Origin of the sequence: Streptomyces sp. NPDC005393, assembly GCF_040606675.1 — a bacterium.
Classification (GTDB): domain Bacteria; phylum Actinomycetota; class Actinomycetes; order Streptomycetales; family Streptomycetaceae; genus Streptomyces.
Genome location: NZ_JBEXFG010000021.1, coordinates 86,034 through 101,112, shown reverse-complemented (window position 1 = coordinate 101,112; position 15,079 = coordinate 86,034). Strand labels below are relative to the sequence as shown.

14 protein-coding genes and 1 pseudogene are annotated in these 15,079 nt (G+C 72.7%); 7 read left to right on the top strand and 8 right to left on the bottom strand.

Annotated features, from left to right (window positions below; all coding sequences use genetic code 11):
* Positions 1–55: 55 nt before the first annotated feature.
* Positions 56–340: pseudogene (locus ABZS71_RS19225) on the bottom strand (alpha/beta hydrolase); the annotation flags it as partial.
* Between the two features lie 277 nt (positions 341–617).
* Between ABZS71_RS19225 and ABZS71_RS19220 the strand changes: the two are divergent.
* Both ABZS71_RS19220 and ABZS71_RS19215 read left to right on the top strand, forming a co-directional pair.
* Positions 618–1,712, top strand: coding sequence for a tetratricopeptide repeat protein (locus ABZS71_RS19220; protein WP_356211598.1), 1,095 nt, complete (start codon positions 618–620; stop codon positions 1,710–1,712).
* Complete coding sequence (locus ABZS71_RS19215) at positions 1,709–2,788, top strand: polyprenyl synthetase family protein (protein ID WP_356211596.1); 1,080 nt, start codon at positions 1,709–1,711, stop codon at positions 2,786–2,788. The genes ABZS71_RS19220 and ABZS71_RS19215 overlap by 4 nt, the downstream gene beginning before the upstream one ends.
* A gap of 80 nt (positions 2,789–2,868) precedes the next feature.
* Here ABZS71_RS19215 and ABZS71_RS19210 read toward each other — a convergent pair whose 3' ends face one another.
* From ABZS71_RS19210 to ABZS71_RS19185, 6 genes are all read right to left on the bottom strand, one after another.
* The gene (locus tag ABZS71_RS19210; protein ID WP_356211594.1) at positions 2,869–3,576 is read right to left on the bottom strand and encodes a phosphatase PAP2 family protein; all 708 of its coding nucleotides are present in this window, start codon (positions 3,574–3,576) and stop codon (positions 2,869–2,871) included.
* Entirely contained in the window at positions 3,573–4,178 is a 606-nt protein-coding gene (locus tag ABZS71_RS19205) for a phosphatase PAP2 family protein (RefSeq protein WP_355844671.1), read from the bottom strand. Before ABZS71_RS19205 ends, ABZS71_RS19210 begins: the two co-directional genes overlap by 4 nt.
* On the bottom strand, positions 4,175–4,846 hold the full coding sequence (locus ABZS71_RS19200) for a DedA family protein (protein ID WP_356211591.1): 672 nt from the start codon (positions 4,844–4,846) through the stop codon (positions 4,175–4,177). The genes ABZS71_RS19205 and ABZS71_RS19200 overlap by 4 nt, the downstream gene beginning before the upstream one ends.
* A 79-nt stretch (positions 4,847–4,925) precedes the next feature.
* Complete coding sequence (locus tag ABZS71_RS19195; RefSeq protein ID WP_356211589.1) at positions 4,926–5,966, bottom strand: hypothetical protein; 1,041 nt, start codon at positions 5,964–5,966, stop codon at positions 4,926–4,928.
* A gap of 202 nt (positions 5,967–6,168) precedes the next feature.
* A complete protein-coding gene (locus ABZS71_RS19190; protein ID WP_356211586.1) occupies positions 6,169–7,596 on the bottom strand; it encodes an ATP-binding protein in 1,428 nt (475 codons plus the stop codon).
* Positions 7,597–7,599: 3 nt separating this feature from the next.
* Positions 7,600–8,277: a response regulator transcription factor gene (locus tag ABZS71_RS19185; RefSeq protein WP_356211584.1), complete on the bottom strand. Its 678-nt coding sequence runs from the start codon at positions 8,275–8,277 to the stop codon at positions 7,600–7,602.
* 207 nt (positions 8,278–8,484) lie between these two features.
* On the opposite strand from ABZS71_RS19185, the gene ABZS71_RS19180 reads away from it, so the two are divergent.
* Positions 8,485–8,799, top strand: a complete 315-nt coding sequence (locus tag ABZS71_RS19180; protein WP_356211582.1) for a hypothetical protein — start codon at positions 8,485–8,487, stop codon at positions 8,797–8,799.
* A 42-nt stretch (positions 8,800–8,841) separates the two neighbouring features.
* On the opposite strand, the gene ABZS71_RS19175 is transcribed toward ABZS71_RS19180, so the two are convergent.
* Positions 8,842–10,149, bottom strand: coding sequence for a HAMP domain-containing sensor histidine kinase (locus ABZS71_RS19175; protein ID WP_356211579.1), 1,308 nt, complete (start codon positions 10,147–10,149; stop codon positions 8,842–8,844).
* Between the two features lie 165 nt (positions 10,150–10,314).
* On the opposite strand from ABZS71_RS19175, the gene ABZS71_RS19170 reads away from it, so the two are divergent.
* Genes ABZS71_RS19170 through ABZS71_RS19155 form a run of 4 tightly spaced genes read left to right on the top strand, consistent with a single transcriptional unit; the run spans position 10,315 to position 15,027 of the window.
* Complete coding sequence (locus tag ABZS71_RS19170) at positions 10,315–10,935, top strand: hypothetical protein (protein ID WP_356211576.1); 621 nt, start codon at positions 10,315–10,317, stop codon at positions 10,933–10,935.
* On the top strand, positions 10,935–11,645 hold the full coding sequence (locus ABZS71_RS19165; protein WP_356211573.1) for an ABC transporter ATP-binding protein: 711 nt from the start codon (positions 10,935–10,937) through the stop codon (positions 11,643–11,645). The genes ABZS71_RS19170 and ABZS71_RS19165 overlap by 1 nt, the downstream gene beginning before the upstream one ends.
* Positions 11,642–12,370, top strand: a complete 729-nt coding sequence (locus tag ABZS71_RS19160; protein ID WP_356211570.1) for an ABC transporter ATP-binding protein — start codon at positions 11,642–11,644, stop codon at positions 12,368–12,370. The genes ABZS71_RS19165 and ABZS71_RS19160 overlap by 4 nt, the downstream gene beginning before the upstream one ends.
* Positions 12,367–15,027, top strand: coding sequence for an FtsX-like permease family protein (locus tag ABZS71_RS19155; protein ID WP_356211567.1), 2,661 nt, complete (start codon positions 12,367–12,369; stop codon positions 15,025–15,027). Before ABZS71_RS19160 ends, ABZS71_RS19155 begins: the two co-directional genes overlap by 4 nt.
* Positions 15,028–15,079: the final 52 nt, after the last annotated feature.

Below are 15,079 nucleotides of genomic sequence, written 5' to 3'. Positions count from 1 at the left end.
TGCGCAGCCGTCAGCGGTGGCCTGGCCGGAAGTGCCGGCGACGCTGAACCGGGTCTCAGGATTCCACGGCCGGTCCGAGCAGAATCCGTGCCAGCTCGCGCGGCTGGGAGAACATCGGCCAGTGGCCGGTGTCCATCTCGACCAACCGCCAGTGCTCGCTGGTCAGCAGCTCGGCCACCTCGTCCATCGGCTCGGCGCCGTCGAGCAGGCACGTGATGTAGGTCGCCGGAAGCTCGCCGAGCGGGCGCGCCAGCACGGACGGCTCGGTCAGTGTGGCGCCCGGGTGCGGCGTCGAGCCGCCCACGATCCTTGCGACCTGCTCGCCGGTGAGCCCCTGGCCATGGTCGTTCTTCGCGAGCATGGCCGGACGCCCGGACGCCCGGACGCCCGGACGCCCGGACGCCCGGACGCCCGGACGCGCCCCCGGACTCTCGGGCGTGATGTGCGTCGCACGGTGAACCTCACCGAGCCGACCGACGTCTTGATCACCAGCGAGTGCGCGCGGTGGCGGACCAACCTTCACAGGGCTGATGTCCACCCATCTATAAGCCTTGTGTATACACATGGTGTATAGATGGGCCTCGCGCTCCCTCGGATCGCAGACGGAAAGGCAATCCATGTACGGCAAGGCATTCGCACCGGAGTATCAGGGCTCCCTCACCGCCCTCTCCGTGAACTCTTCGCTGGTCGACGTACTGGCCGCGGGCACCGAGCGGTTACGGGCGGCCGAGCGGACCGGCTCGCCGCGCGAGGCGGCCCGCTCGGGGCTGGCGGTCGCCGAGGCGCACCGGAGGCTGGGGCAGGTGACGGACGCCGACCGCGAGTGGAAGGCCAGTTATCGCGCGGCCCGGTCGGCGGGGGACATCGGGGCGATGGCGTGGGCGCTGTGGAGCGGAGGCACGCTCGCCCGGCAGCGGGGCGCGCTGGCGCTGGCGTGGCGCCTGCTCGGCCTCGCGGCCGAACTCGGCGAACGTGGAGGGGACATCGTCGTCCGCGGCTACTCACTCGCCGGGATGGCGGAGACAGGCCGTATCCAGGGGGACTACGAGGCCGTCGGCGCACTGCATGAGCAACTCCTCGCCGAGGCGCGGAAGCGTGGCGAGGCACGGCACACCGTGTGGGCGCTGGAGGGCATCGCTCAGATGCACCGCAACACCGGCTCGTACGACACGGCCTACGCGATGTTCGAGGAGGCCGCGGAGATAGCCGAGCAGGCCGAGGACCGGCGCGGCCACGCCTGGGCGCTGCGGGGCATGGCCGACATCGTCTCCGTACGCGACGGGGACGCGGACCGCGCGCTGGAGCTGCTCGCCGAGGCGGAAGTGACCTGCCGCGAGATGAACCTGTCGAGCGCGCTGGCGTACAACCACAAAATGCGCGGCAATGTGCTCTATCGCGTGGGCCGCTTCGAAGCGGCGCGGGACGTCTACCGGCAGGCCCTGGAGGAGTTCCGTGCCATGAGCGAGCCGCGCGGCGAGGCGCTCGCCCGGCTGGGGCTCGTCAAGTCCCTGGCGCAGCTGGGCCGCGATCGGGCCGAGACAGCCGCTGACCTGGCTGAACTCGCCCGTGTACTGGACCGCATCGGGCTGCGGCACGCCCGCCGGATGGTGGACCGTGCGCGGGTGGAGTTCGGTTTCCCCAAGGGCGTCGAGGACGGTACACGCCCGGGCCTCATCGGTGCCGCGGCCGCGGGTGCGGAGGACGGACGGTGACGGCGACGGTGCCAGCGCCGCGCGGGGTGGGCGAGGACACCGCGACGGCGCGTCAGATCCTCGGTCGGTGCCGGGCGTTGGTGCGGCCCGCGCTGGCTCAAGCGGTCGAGCGGCTGCACCCGTGGCCCGGCGAGATGGCCGCGTACTCCTTCGGCTGGTGCGAGGTGGGTGGCGCACCCGCCGCAGGGGCGGGTGGCAAGGGGGTAAGGCAGGCGCTGGCCGTGCTGTGCGCGGAGGCGGCCGGGGCGCCTGGCGAGGCCGCGGTCGCCGGTGCGGTCGCGGTGGAGCTGGTGCACACGTTCTCGCTGCTGCACGACGACATCATGGACGGCGACCCGACGCGGCGTGCGCGTCCCACGGTGTGGAAGGCCTACGGAACGGGCCCGGCCGTGCTCGTCGGTGACGCGCTGTTCGCGCTGGCCGTGGAGACACTGGCCACCGTGCCGGGCGCGCGCGGCCCGGTCGCGGTCCGCCACCTGGCCGCGGCGCTGGGCGACCTCGTACGCGGACAGGCGGACGATCTGCTCTTCGAGGCACGCCCCTGGACCGGCCCCGAGGCGGTACGGCCCGACGCATACCGGGCGATGGCCGAGCACAAGACCGGCGCACTCCTCGGGTGCGCCGCCGCCCTGGGCGCCGCGCTCGCCGGCGCACCGGACGAGACGGTCGCCGCCCTGGACCGGGCCGGACGGCACATGGGGGTGGCCTTCCAGGTGGTGGACGATCTGCTGGGCATCTGGGGCGACCCGGGCGTCACGGGCAAGCCCGTCCACGGGGATCTGCGGCAGCGGAAGAAGACCTTCCCCGTGCTCGCCGCCCTGAACGCCCGTGGCCTCGGCGGACCCGCCGCCGGGCGGCTGGCCACGCTCCTGGAGTCCCCGGACACGCCGGACGACGCCACCAACCGCCGTGCGGCCGCTCTGATCGAGCAGGCGGGCGGCCGCTCCGCGGCGCTGGACGAGGCCCACCGCCATATCGCCGCCGTGGAGGATTGCCTCGCCGGCGTGCCGCTGGCGCCGCGGGCGACCGAAGAGCTGCGCACGCTGCTGGCCTTCCTCGTAGGGCGCGAGATGTGACACCCCACCAGCGTGTTCACAGGCCGGAGGCCGTTTCCGCCGAGATGCGGAGGCGGCCTTCTCCGCGGTTCCTCCGTGCGTCACTCCGCCGTGGACTGTGCGTCGCCCGCGGCGTCCGGACGCGAAGACGGCATCGACCCCACGGTCAACTCCGCGGGAAACCAGCGGAGCGCGGCGCCGACGCACAGCCCGAGCCAGCCGACGCCGAGCAGCCAGCCGCCGATGACGTCGGTGAACCAGTGGACCCCGAGGTAGACCCGTGTGAGCCCGACCAGCGCGCCCCAGCAGCCGATGAGCAGGGCGATCGGCCTGCCACGGCCGGGGGCGCGGATGAGCACCGCGATGACGAGCAGCCCCGCGGCGAGGGCCGCCGTGGTGGTGTGGCCGGACGGAAATGACCAGCCCGAGGCGTGCGTCACCCAGTCCTCCCGCGGTGGGCGGGGCCGAGCTATCAGGCTCATGACGGCATACCGGAGCCCCTGGCCCGCACCCAGGCAGACGAGGGAGGTGACGGCGGCGAGCAGCCTCTGCCGTGCGGTGCGCCCGGCGATGATGCCCGCCACGACGGCCAGCGCATACGGGATCACTCCGGTCCCGGTGGCGGTGAGCCCTCGGGCCACCGCGAAGGCCACCTCCGGCCGGTGCGCTACGGACCAGGAGTGGGAACCGTCGTCCAGCGACAGCGCGGTGCCATCGGTGGCGACGACGACCACGGCCAGCAGCCCGAACCCCGCCAGGGCCGCCAGGCCGGTGCGACCGGCCAGGCGGGCGGCGTCCTCGCGGTTCATGACGCGACCAGCAGCGGACGCAGCCGCGTGACCGTCAGCCGCCGCGCCACGGCCTCGGGACGTCTGCGCACCAGCGCTGTCAGTGGCAGCGCGACCAGGCAACCCACGACGACGCCGGCCACGGCGTCATGCGGATAGTGGGCGCCCACCCACACCCGGGAGACCGCCATCGCACAGGCGGCCACCGCCCCGACAGTGCCGAGAGAGCGGGAGACGAGGAAGAGCGCCACCGCGGCGGCGGCAGCGATGGCGGCGTGGTTGCTGGGGAACGACCAGTCGCCCGGCGCCGGACACGCTTCCAGGGGCGCCACCCGCAGGCTCTGGCAGGGGCGGTCTTCCCGCACCACCAGTTTCAGCGCGGCGTCCACCGCGAAGGCCACCAGGACGATCACGGGTGCCGCTAGCGCCATCACGGCCGCCGTCGCCGACTCGCGCCGCGCCCGCCACCACCCGAGCGCCATGAGCACGCCGAACAGCGCGAGTCCGTAGGTCGACCACGCGGAGACGAGGGTGTTCCACCACGAGGGGGAGTGGTGGGAGAGGGCCACGACGTCGGTGTAGGCGGAGCCGTCGATCGAGGATCCGTTGAAGGCGAGGTTCACCCGTCCATCTCCTTCTCCTCCGTGACGGCCTTGCGGGAGCGGTGGAACTCGGCGGCGAGGGGGAGCAGCGACACCGCGACGATCCCCGCGACGATGGGCAGCAGATAGCGGTCCACATTCGGAAGGGAGGAGCCGAGTGCGTATCCGGCGAGGGTGAGGCCCTGGCTCCAGAGGAGCCCGCCGGCCACCTGCCACACGGTGAAGGTCCGCACCGGTACCCGCAGTGCGCCCGCCATGGGATTCAGCACGGTCCGTACGACGGGGACGAAACGCGCGAGGACGATCGCCTTCGCATGGCCGTACCGTCCGAACAGCTCCTCGGCGCGCTGTGCGCCCTCGTGAAGGCGCGCCGAACGGCTGCGGGTCAGCAGCGCCCCGCCCGCCTTGCGCCCGATCAGATAGCCGCACTGGGAGCCGGCCAGCGCCCCGACCGCCGATGCGACGAGGAGCAGCGGCAACGACAGCTTCACCCCGCCGCCGCCGGAGCCGGTGCACAGCAGGCCCGCGGTGAACAGCAGGGAGTCGCCCGGCAGGAAGAAGCCGATCAGGAGCCCTGTCTCGGCGAACAGCACCATGCAGACGCCGAGCACTCCGAAGGCGGACAGCAGGAACTGGGCATCGAGAACGTTCACCGCGAGCTGTGGCGCGGCGGACAGGGGCGCGGTCATCGTCGCGGGCCCTTTCATCATGGACGGGTGGACGCCCGTGATGACGGCGCCCCGACTGACTACAATCCTGTAGACGGGTCTACGGAACTGTAGACGATAGCGGAGGGGGGAACGTTCCCCTGGACAGGGGAATCCTGCCGGGGGAGGGGCCCTGAGCGACCAGGAGCAGCACGGTGCCCACGCCGTAGCCGGCCAGCACCAGGGCCGGCCAGCGGCGGTTGTCGGCGCGGATGGCCAGGTCCCGCAGCAGCGGCGGGGGCGCGTCCTGGAGGGTGGCCGGAGAACCTTCCCAGTGCTCATCCGGCGGTACGACACAGTTTTCAGGTACGAGCGACTGCTCGCCCACCGATCCATGGTCACCGATCACGGCACCGGGCAGCACCACGCTGTTGGCCCCCACAAAGCCGCCGGATCCGATGCGGATCGGTGCCAGTCGCAGCCAGCCGCCTTCGACCGTGTACGTCTGGAGGCGGGCACCGTAGCCGATGCTCGTTCCGTCGCCGATCTCCACCAGGGACAGCGGGGCGAGGACGGCCTGCAGATGGCAGCCCCGGCCGATACGGGCGCCGAGCAGCCGCAGGCAGGGAGGAAGGATCGGCGAGCCGGCCAGCAGACGCAGCGGCGTCATGGCGAGCAACTTGCTGTGCAGCCAGAACCGCAGATAGACGACGCCCCACAGCGGATAGTGCCCCGGGCGCACACCGGCCATCAGCAGCCGGCAGGCCACCAGCGGCAGCAGGAGCAACGTGACCGCCAGCCACACCACTTCCAGCAGCAGGAACGCGGACAGTGGCAGACGGACGAGAGTGTCCAGGACGCTGCCGGCCACGAGTGTGCGTACCGGGATGTGCCAGGCGTCGAACTGCCGGTAGAGCAGGACGACGACCGCGAGACCGGGCCACAGCAACCACGTGTACAGCCCGGCGAGCTGCGCCACGCCGCAGGCCATGACCCGGGCGGTGGAGTGGCGCCGGGGGGTGGGTGGCGCCGCGGCGCCGGGAGACGGTGTCGCGGCCGGACCGTCGACAGTGCCCTCGATGAAGGCGGCCTGGCCCCGGACGGTGGGATGGGCGTACAGATCACCCATGGCCACGCTCCGCAGCCGTGGGTCCAGCCGCATCCGGGATATTAGGCAGGCGGTCGGCGGACGGCTGCTCCGCGCAGGCCCGGCCTTCGCCCCCGTCGCCCCCGGTGTCGAGGATGGTTCGCTTGCTCATGATGCCCTCCGCGTGGGCGAACCCCTGATGTTTCCGACGCTAGGCAGGGGGCGGTTAACGCTCGCCACGACGAGGCTTAGGCGACGGCAAAACGTGCCGGCACCTTCATGGCGCCAGGGGCAGACGCAGGACCAGCAGGGCGCCCGGGCCGCCGTCCTCCACGGACACGCGGCCACCGTGATGAGTGGCCACGTCCCGCACGATGGCCAGGCCCAGTCCCGAGCCGCCGGCGTCCCGGCTGCGTGCGTCATCCAGCCGGGTGAAGCGGTCGAACACCCGCTCGCGGTCGGCGGGCGGGATGCCGACGCCGTCATCGCGGACGCACAGGACCGCCTCGCCCCCCGCCGTCTCGAGGGTGACCTCCACACGGTGGCGTGCGTACCGGACGGCGTTGTCGAGCAGGTTGCGTACGGCCCGGGACAGAGCGTCGGGATCTCCGCGGATGCGAGCGGGCCGGAGGTGACCACAGGTGACGGCCGCGCCGGGACGGGAATGCAGCCGCCGGACTTCCGCCGCCACCAGGTCGTCCAGGTCGATCTCCGTCTCGCGCGGCGTGCCTGAGGTGGCGTCCAGGCGGGCCAGCCGGACGAGGTCGTCGACGAGCCGGCCGAGCCGGACCGTCTCCTCGAGCAACTCGGGCAGCCGGGCCGACGCATCGGCATGGGGGTGCCGGGTGGCGGTCTCGAGCTCTGCCCGCACGGCGGCCACCGGGCTGCGCAGTTCATGCGCGGCGTCCGCCACGAACTTCCGTTGCCGGGTGGTCGCCTCGTCGAGCCGGGCCAGCAGATCGTTGAGGGTGGAGCCCAGCCGCCACACCTCGTCGGCGTGGGGCGGCAGGTCGAGCCGCCGGTGCAAGTCGGTGGCAGTGATCTCGTCCGCCTGCCGGCGCAGCCTCTCCACCGGCCCCAGCGCACGACCCGTGATGTGCCATCCGGCGGCGGCGAGCAGGGCCGTCAGGACCGGCAGGCCGACGGCCAGTTCGGTGGTGAGCCGGCCGATACTGTGCTCGACCTGGGCGGTGGCAAGGCCGACGTACACGGTTTTGCGGGAGTGTGCCGGTCCCGCCGACACGGCGGCGACGCGGTACGTTCCCTGGCTGCCGAGCGGTACCCCGCGAACGGTGTGGACCGATGGTTCGCTGCCCGGGGCGGCTGCGCGCGTGTGGAACAGCGCGCCTTCTCCGGCCACGTTCGCGGACGCCGCGATCACACGGCCATGGCGGTCGACCACTTGGGCCGCGTCGTCGCCCGCGCCGGAAGCGGGAAGCGGCTGGACGGCCCGGCCCTTGTCCAGGGCGGCGGCGATGATCAGCGCGCGCTGGCGGGCGTTGTCGTCCAGGCCGTGGATGAGCGAGGCGCGCTGGCTGACCACGAGCAGCGTGGCCGCCAGGGACAGGCCGAGCGCGGCGACCACGGTGGCGGCGACGGTCAGCCGTACCCGCAGGCTGAACCGGCGCCAGCGGGGGAGAGGCCCGCGCGGAGGCGGTGCCGCCCCGATGTCGCCGGAGGCCATGGACGCGGCGGTGTCCCGCACGGTTCACCCGCCGTCGGTGGCGAGCCGGTACCCCGACCCTCGCACCGTCTCGATGGACCGCGTCCCGAAGGGGTGGTCGACCTTGCGGCGCAGATAGCCGATGTAGACCTCGACGACGTTGGGGTCCAGCTCGAAGTGGTCCGTCCACACGTGGGCCAGGAGGTCCTGCTTGCTCAGTACCTGCCCCTGGTGGCGCACCAGGTATTCGAGCAAGGAGAACTCCCGCGTGGTCAGATCGACGGAGACCCCGCCGCGCAGGCAGGTGCGGCCCCCGGGGTCCAGCAGAAGATCGCCGGCGCGCAGTACGGCGGGCCTGGGGCGCCGCCCCCGCCGCATCAGAGCGTGGAGCCGGGCGGTCAGCACGACGTAGGAGAAGGGCTTGGTGAGGTAGTCGTCCGCTCCGATGTCCAGGGCGTCCGCCTCGTCGTACTCGCCGTCCTTGGCGGTGAGCATCAGGACGGGTGTCCAGTTCTTCGCGGCCCGGAGCCGCCGGCACACGTCGTAGCCATTGACCCGGGGCAGCATGATGTCCAGCACGATGGCGTCGTAGGGGATGTCCTCGGCCTTGAAGAGCCCTTCTTCCCCGTCGGTGGCGAGGTCCGCGGCGAACCCCTCCACCGTGAGTCCGTGGACCAGGGCACGCCCCAGCGCGGGATGGTCTTCCACGACCAGGACACGCATGGCGCGCCTCCCTTCCCCCTTTTGCTTCTGAATATCCGATTCCAGCCTAGGCAACCGTGGCTGAAAGGAAGCTGAGAGCCTGCTGAGAGCCCCCCGGAGGGTTCCGTGGCCTCTGTCACCTCCCCTCAGCCTCCTCTCAGCAGGGGCGGCGCAGGGTGAAACACGTTCCGGATGGAAGGCCCGTCCGGTACGGAAGTGAAGGTGATCATGAATACGCGTAAGAAGGCGGCACTTCTCGCCGCGTCCACGGCTGCCGTCGTCGCGACCGTTCTCGGCGGGGGCGCCACCATGGCGTCCGCGGCACCGGCTCCTGCGTCGTCCTCGGTGGCCACCACGGTGGAGAAGCCCACTCCTCCGGGCCCCGATACGCACAAGTCCGGCGACTCGAAGAGCGAACACGGGGAGCACGAGGACAAGGGCGAGCACGAGGAGAACGGCGAGCACGAGAACCAGTCGGACGGCCCCGGGGGCCATGCCGACCCCTCCGCCAAGACCAACCACGAGTTCGAGGGCAAGGAGTAAGAAGCGCACCTCGTGAGGCGGGCGGCACACCAGCCGCCCGCCTCATCCGGGTGGCGGCGGTGGCTCCACGGTCGGCAACAACAGGGTGAAGGTGGTGGGTGCCGCCCGGACGAGGGTGAGACGGCCCCCGGCCGCCTCGGCCATCTCCCGTGCCAGCGTCAGGCCGATGCCACCGCCGGAGCGGGACGTCGTCGCCCCCCGCTCGAAGACCGTTCGCGGGTCGAGGGCCAAAGAGCCCTCATCGGTCACGTCGACGGCGACCGCGCCGCTCATCTCGCGCACCGTGACCTCGACCGCGCCGCGGCCATGCCGCCGCGCGTTGTCCAGCAGCACATCCAGGACCTGCTCGGCGGTCCGGTCAGGAATCCGCAGGCCCTCGCTGCCGGGCTCGACACCGAAGCCCAGATGCCGGCCCTCGGCGGCGAATGTGCCGTGCCAGCGGCGCTCCACGCCGTCGACGACATCGGAGGCAGGCCGGGACGTCGTGGGAACGTGCGGGCCGGGCGCCGCTCTGGCCAGGCGGAGGACCTCGTCGACGGTCCGCTGAAGGTGACGGGCCTGCGTGAGGGCCTCCTCCACGGCCGCCCTGAGGTCGGCGCCGGGGCCCTCGGCAGCCGCTTCGAGCCCCAGGTGCAGACCGGCCAGCGATGTGCGGAGCTGGTGGGACGCGTTGGAGCTGAAGTGCCGCTCGTGCTCGAGCAGCCTGGTCAGATGGTCGACCATGGTGTTCTGGGTGCGCGCCACCTGGTCGATCTCGGCGATCTCGCTGCCCTTGGCGCGCGCGGTCATATCCCCGCCGGCGACGGCCTCGGCGGTGGTCGAGAGGGCCTCCAAGGGAGCGGTCAGCGTGCGTGCCTGGCGCCGTGCCACCGGCACGCCCGTGGCGAGCGCGACCAGGGCGGTGCCGGCGAGGGCCAGCCAGGCCAGGATGACGCGGTGCCAGACCCCCTGCGTCCCGGTCGAGGCGCGGGCCACGCCGATCACCTGCTCCTTCGTCGACACGGGAACGGCGACGACGAGCTCGTGATCGCCGTGTCCCCGGGCCACGACTCCGGCCAGGGCACGCCGGGTGACCGCGTCCGCGGCCATGGGCCCGGAGCCGTCGCGCAGGTGCCCGGAGAGGTCGTAGACGCCCACCCGCACCCCCCGTTCCGGTGCGGGCAGTTCCACATGGTCTCCGACCGCGAACTTCGGGTCCACACGGACGGCGGCTGCCAGGGCGATGCGCTCGAGCTCACCGCGCTCATCCGCGAAGAAGGACTTCTGGATCCCCACGGCCAGCGGTGTGGCGAGCAGGACGAGCGCCACCAGAACCGCCACCACGGCCACGCGCACCACGCGCTTTCTCATGCGCCCATCATGACCGCGCGGGTGCCCCGCCCTCGCCCGGCGTGACCGTGGCGCCGCGGCTCGCCACCGAGTTTTGCCGTCGTCTAACCCTCGTCGCAGAGCGCGTTTACCGCCGCTTCCCTAGCGTCGTGAACATCACTGGACTGCCCGTACGCGGAGGACATCATGACCAAACGAGGCATCGTCGCCCTCCCCGCCGCCATGGCCCTGACGGCCGCGGTCGTCGCGGGCTGCTCGAGCTCCGGCTCGCACAGTGGCTCCCCGGCATCCTCCGGCTCGTCGTCGGCCCACAAGCCCGGCCCGGCGCCCAAGGAGTCCAACCCGCCCGGCGACATCCCCGACAACCAGGTGTACGTCGCCTACCGGCCGTCCGGCGGCGGATTCACCGTCAAGGTCCCGGAGGGCTGGTCCCGCTCCTCCGCCCGCACCACCACGAGCTTCAGCGACAAGCTCAACAAGATCGAGATCACCCCGGCCTCGGCCTCGTCCGCACCGACGGTCCAGTCGGTCCGGACACAGGTGGTCCCGACGCTCAAGAAGCAGACGCGCCACTTCGCCCTGGGCAAGGTCACCATGGTCTCCCGCAAGGGCGGCCACGCCGTCAGGGTCACCTACCAGGCGGACTCCGCCCCCAACCCGGTGACCGGCAAGGCCGTGCGTGACTCCGTGGAGACCTATGTCTTCTTCCACAACGGCCACCAGGTCACCCTGACCCTTTCGGGGCCGACCGGCGCCGACAACGTGGATCCCTGGCGGATCGTCAGCGATTCGCTCCGGTGGCAGTGATGACGACCGGCACCGCGGCGCCTTCCGTTCCGGCGGCGGAGAAGACCGCCCTCGACGCCAGGGATCTCTACCGGTTCTTCCGTACGGGCGAGGAGGAGACCCTCGCGCTGCGCGGGGTGTCCCTCCACGTAGGGCGGGGTGAGACCGTGGCCGTGGTCGGCCCGTCGGGCTCGGGCAAGTCGACCCTGCTGGCGTGCCTGGCGGGACTGGACGAGCCGGCCGGCGGCTTCGTCCACGTCGGCGGAGAGCGGATCAGCCACCGACCCGAGGTCCAGCGCGCCCGGCTGCGCGCCCGCCGCATCGGCGTCCTGCTGCAGTCCGGCAACCTCATCGCGCATCTGGACGTACGGGAGAACATCCGCCTCGCGCAGGCGGCCGCCGGACGGCGCCGCGGCTCCGCCGCGCCCGACATCGCCGAACTGCTCGACGGGGTCGATCTCGGCGGCCGGGCACACGCCCTGCCGCACCAGCTGGCCGGCGGCGAACTCGCCCGCGCGGGCCTGGCCGTCGCCTTGGCCAACGACCCCGATGTGCTGCTCGCCGACGAGCCCACGGGCGAGCTGGACGGGCGGACCGAGCGGCGCGTACTGGACCTGCTCAAGCGCCGTGCCGGGGCCGGCCGCGGGGTCCTGGTCGTCACCCACAACACCGAGGTCGTCAGCTTCGCCGACCGGGTGCTCGTCCTGCGCGACGGGAGGATCGAACCGTGAACGCCCCCAGCACCGAAGTCCTCATCCGCTGCCGGGACGCCGCCCGCACGTACGGGCAGGGCGAGAACGCCGTCGTCGCGGTGCACGGCGCGACCTGCCAGGTGCGGGCCGGCGACCGTATCGCGATCATGGGCCCCTCCGGCTCCGGCAAATCGACGCTGCTGCATCTCATGGCCGGACTGGAACAACCGACCAGCGGCGACATCGGCTGGCCCGGGATCGGCCGCCGGGCCACGGCCCGGGACGTCGGCGTCGTCTTCCAGTCGCCCAGCCTGATCCCGGCCCTGGACGTGGCCGAGAACGCGGCGCTGCCGCTGGTCCTGGCGGGCACGGCGGAAGCCGAAGCCGGCCCCCGCGCGCTGTCGGCCCTCGAGGCCGTCGGCGTCGCGGACCTGGCGGACAAGCTGCCCGAGGAACTCTCGGGCGGACAGGCCCAGCGCGTGGCCGTGGCCCGGGTCCTCGCCCTGGGGCCACGCGTGGTGCTCGCCGACGAGCCCACCGGCCAGCTCGACCGCGCGACTGGCCGGCAGGTCGTGGACGTCCTGCTGAACGCCGCGAGCGTACTGGGTGCCGCGCTCGTGGTGACGACCCACGACCCCACCGTCGGCGAGCGCCTCGCCGAGCGGTGGCCCATGCACGAGGGACGGCTGGCCGCCCCCATCCCATCCGGGCCCGACACCGCGCCGTCCGCGCACACACCCGCGAGGCGGGGAGAGAAGCCGTGATCACCACATGGCTGTCCGGGCTCGTCAGACGCCGCCGGGGCAGGCTGCTCGCCGCCGCGCTCGGCGTCTCGCTGGCCGTCGCGCTCATCGCGGCACTGGGATCGTTTCTGACGGCCTCCAAATCGACGATGACCGACCGCGCGGTGCGCTCGGTCGCCGTCGTCTGGCAGGTCGAGGTCCAGCCGGGTGCCAACCCCGCCAAGGTGCTGGGCACCGTACGGTCCTCTCCCGGGGTGCACACCGCGCTCCCGGTCGGGTTCGCGCACAGCACCGGCTTCCAGGCCAGGACCGGTGGATCCACCCAGAGCACCGGCCCCGGCGTCGTCCTCGGCCTGCCGCCCGGATACCGCTCCGCCTTCCCCGGGGAGATCCGGCAGCTGACCGGCGGTCAGTCCGGGGCCCTCATCGCCCAGCAGACCGCGGCCAACCTGCATGTCGCTCCCGGAGACACCGTCACCTTCGGCCGCCCGGGCAGCGGCCCGGCGCACGTCAAGGTGGCCGGCGTGGTCGACCTTCCCCAGGCCGACTCCCTCTTCCAGAAGGTCGGCGCCCCGCCCCAGACCCAGCCCACCGCACCGCCCGACAACGTCATCCTGCTGCCCGCCCAGCAGTTCGCCAAGGTCACGGCGCCCGTCCGCACCGCGGACCCGGCCGCGGTCACCACGCAGATCCATGTCGCCCGGGACGCCCGCCTGCCCGCCGACCCCGCCGCCGCGTACACCGCGGTGACCGGCGCCGCGCACAACACCGAGGCACGCACCGCCGGCGGCGCGCTGGTCGGCGACAACCTCGGCGCCGCGCTCGACAGCGCACGCCAGGACGCCCTCTACGCCCAGATTCTCTTCCTCTTCCTCGGCGCGCCCGGCGCCGTGCTGGCAGCCCTGCTCACGGCGGCGCTGGCAAGCGCCGGCGCCGACCGGCGCCGGCGGGAGCAGGCCCTGCTGCGCACCCGCGGGCTCGGGTTCCGCCAGGTCGTCGGGATCGCGGCGACCGAGGCCGCGGTCGTCGGAGTGGTGGGCGGCCTGCTGGGCCTCGGCATCGCGGCGGTCGCGGGTCGGCTCGCGTTCGGCACGGCGTCGTTCGGCACCACCACGTCCGCCGCGGTGGGCTGGTTCGTTCTGGCTCTGCTGCTGGGGCTGGTCATCGCCGCAGCGACCGTGCTGGTGCCGACGGTGCGCGATCTGCGGCAGGGCACCGTCGCCGAGGCCCGCCGGGTCGTGGGCCGGGCCGGTACCCCGAGATGGATGAAGTTCTGCCCGGACTTCATCCTGCTGGCCGTTTCGTTCTTCGTCTTCCGGGCCTCCAGCGGGAACCAGTACTCCCTGGTCCTCGCGCCGGAGGGAGTGCCCACCATCTCCGTGTCGTACTGGGCTTTCCTGGGCCCGGCCCTGCTCTGGCTCGGCTCCGCCCTCCTGCTGTGGCGGCTGGTCATCCTCGCCCTCACCTACGGGCGCCGCCCGCTCGCCCGGCTGGTCCGGCCGCTCACCGGCGCCCTGGCCGGAACGACCGCGGCGAGCCTGTCCCGGCAGCGCCGACCGCTGGCGCGGGCCGTCGTCCTGCTCGCGCTGGCTCTCTCGTTCGCCGTGTCCACGGCGGCGTTCAACGCCACTTACCGGCAGCAGGCGGAAGTCGACGCCCGGCTCACCAACGGCGCCGATGTGACGGTGACCCAGTCGCCCGGCTCCCGCGTCGGCCCGAGCGCGGCCAACCCGCTGGCGTCGATCCCGGGGGTGCGCCACGTCGAACCGCTCCAGCACAGGTTCGCCTACGTCGGAGCGGACCTGCAGGATCTGTACGGGGTGCGGCCGTCCACGGTCACCTCCGCCACCTCCCTCCAGAACGCCTACTTCGCCGGCGGCACCGCCAAGAGCCTGATGGCGAAGCTCGCGGCCCGCCCGGACTCCGTCCTGGTCAGCGAGGAGACCGTCAAGGACTTCCAACTGGCCCCGGGCGATACGCTGAACCTGCGACTGCAGGACTCCAGGACCAAGGCGTTCCGCACGGTGCCCTTCCACTACGCGGGCATCGTCAAGGAGTTCCCGACCGCGCCGCGTGACAGTTTCTTCGTCGCCAACGCCTCGTACATCGCCAGGACCACCGGCAGCGACACGGTCGGTACCTTCCTCGTCGACACCGGGGGCACCCACCAGAAAGCCGTCGCCGCGCGGCTGCACCACCGCCTCGGCACCACGGCGAAGGTCACCGACATCACCCGGACCCGGTCCGCCGTCGGCTCCAGCCTCACCTCCGTGGACCTGGCCGGACTCACCAGAATCGAACTCGCCTTCGCCGTCCTGCTGGCCGCGGGCGCGGGCGGCATTGTGCTGGCACTCGGTCTCGCCGAACGACGCCGGACCTTCGCCATCGCCACCGTGCTCGGCGCCACCCGCCGCCAGCTGAGGGGACTGGTGTTCAGCGAGGCCGCCGCGCTCACCGCGGCCGGGATGGCCGGCGGCGCGCTCATCGGCTGGTCCCTGACCCAGATGCTCGTCAAGGTGCTGACCGGTGTCTTCGATCCGCCACCCGAAGCCGTGGCCGTGCCATGGCCATATCTGGACCTGACCCTCCTCACGGCCCTTACGGCCATCGCCGCCGCGGCGCTCAGCGGGGTCCGCAGATCCACCCGGCCGGCTGTCGAAGAACTCCGTGAGCTGTGACGTCGGCCCGCCTGCCCGCCGGGGCGCGACCGCCGGCCCTACCCTTCGGAGC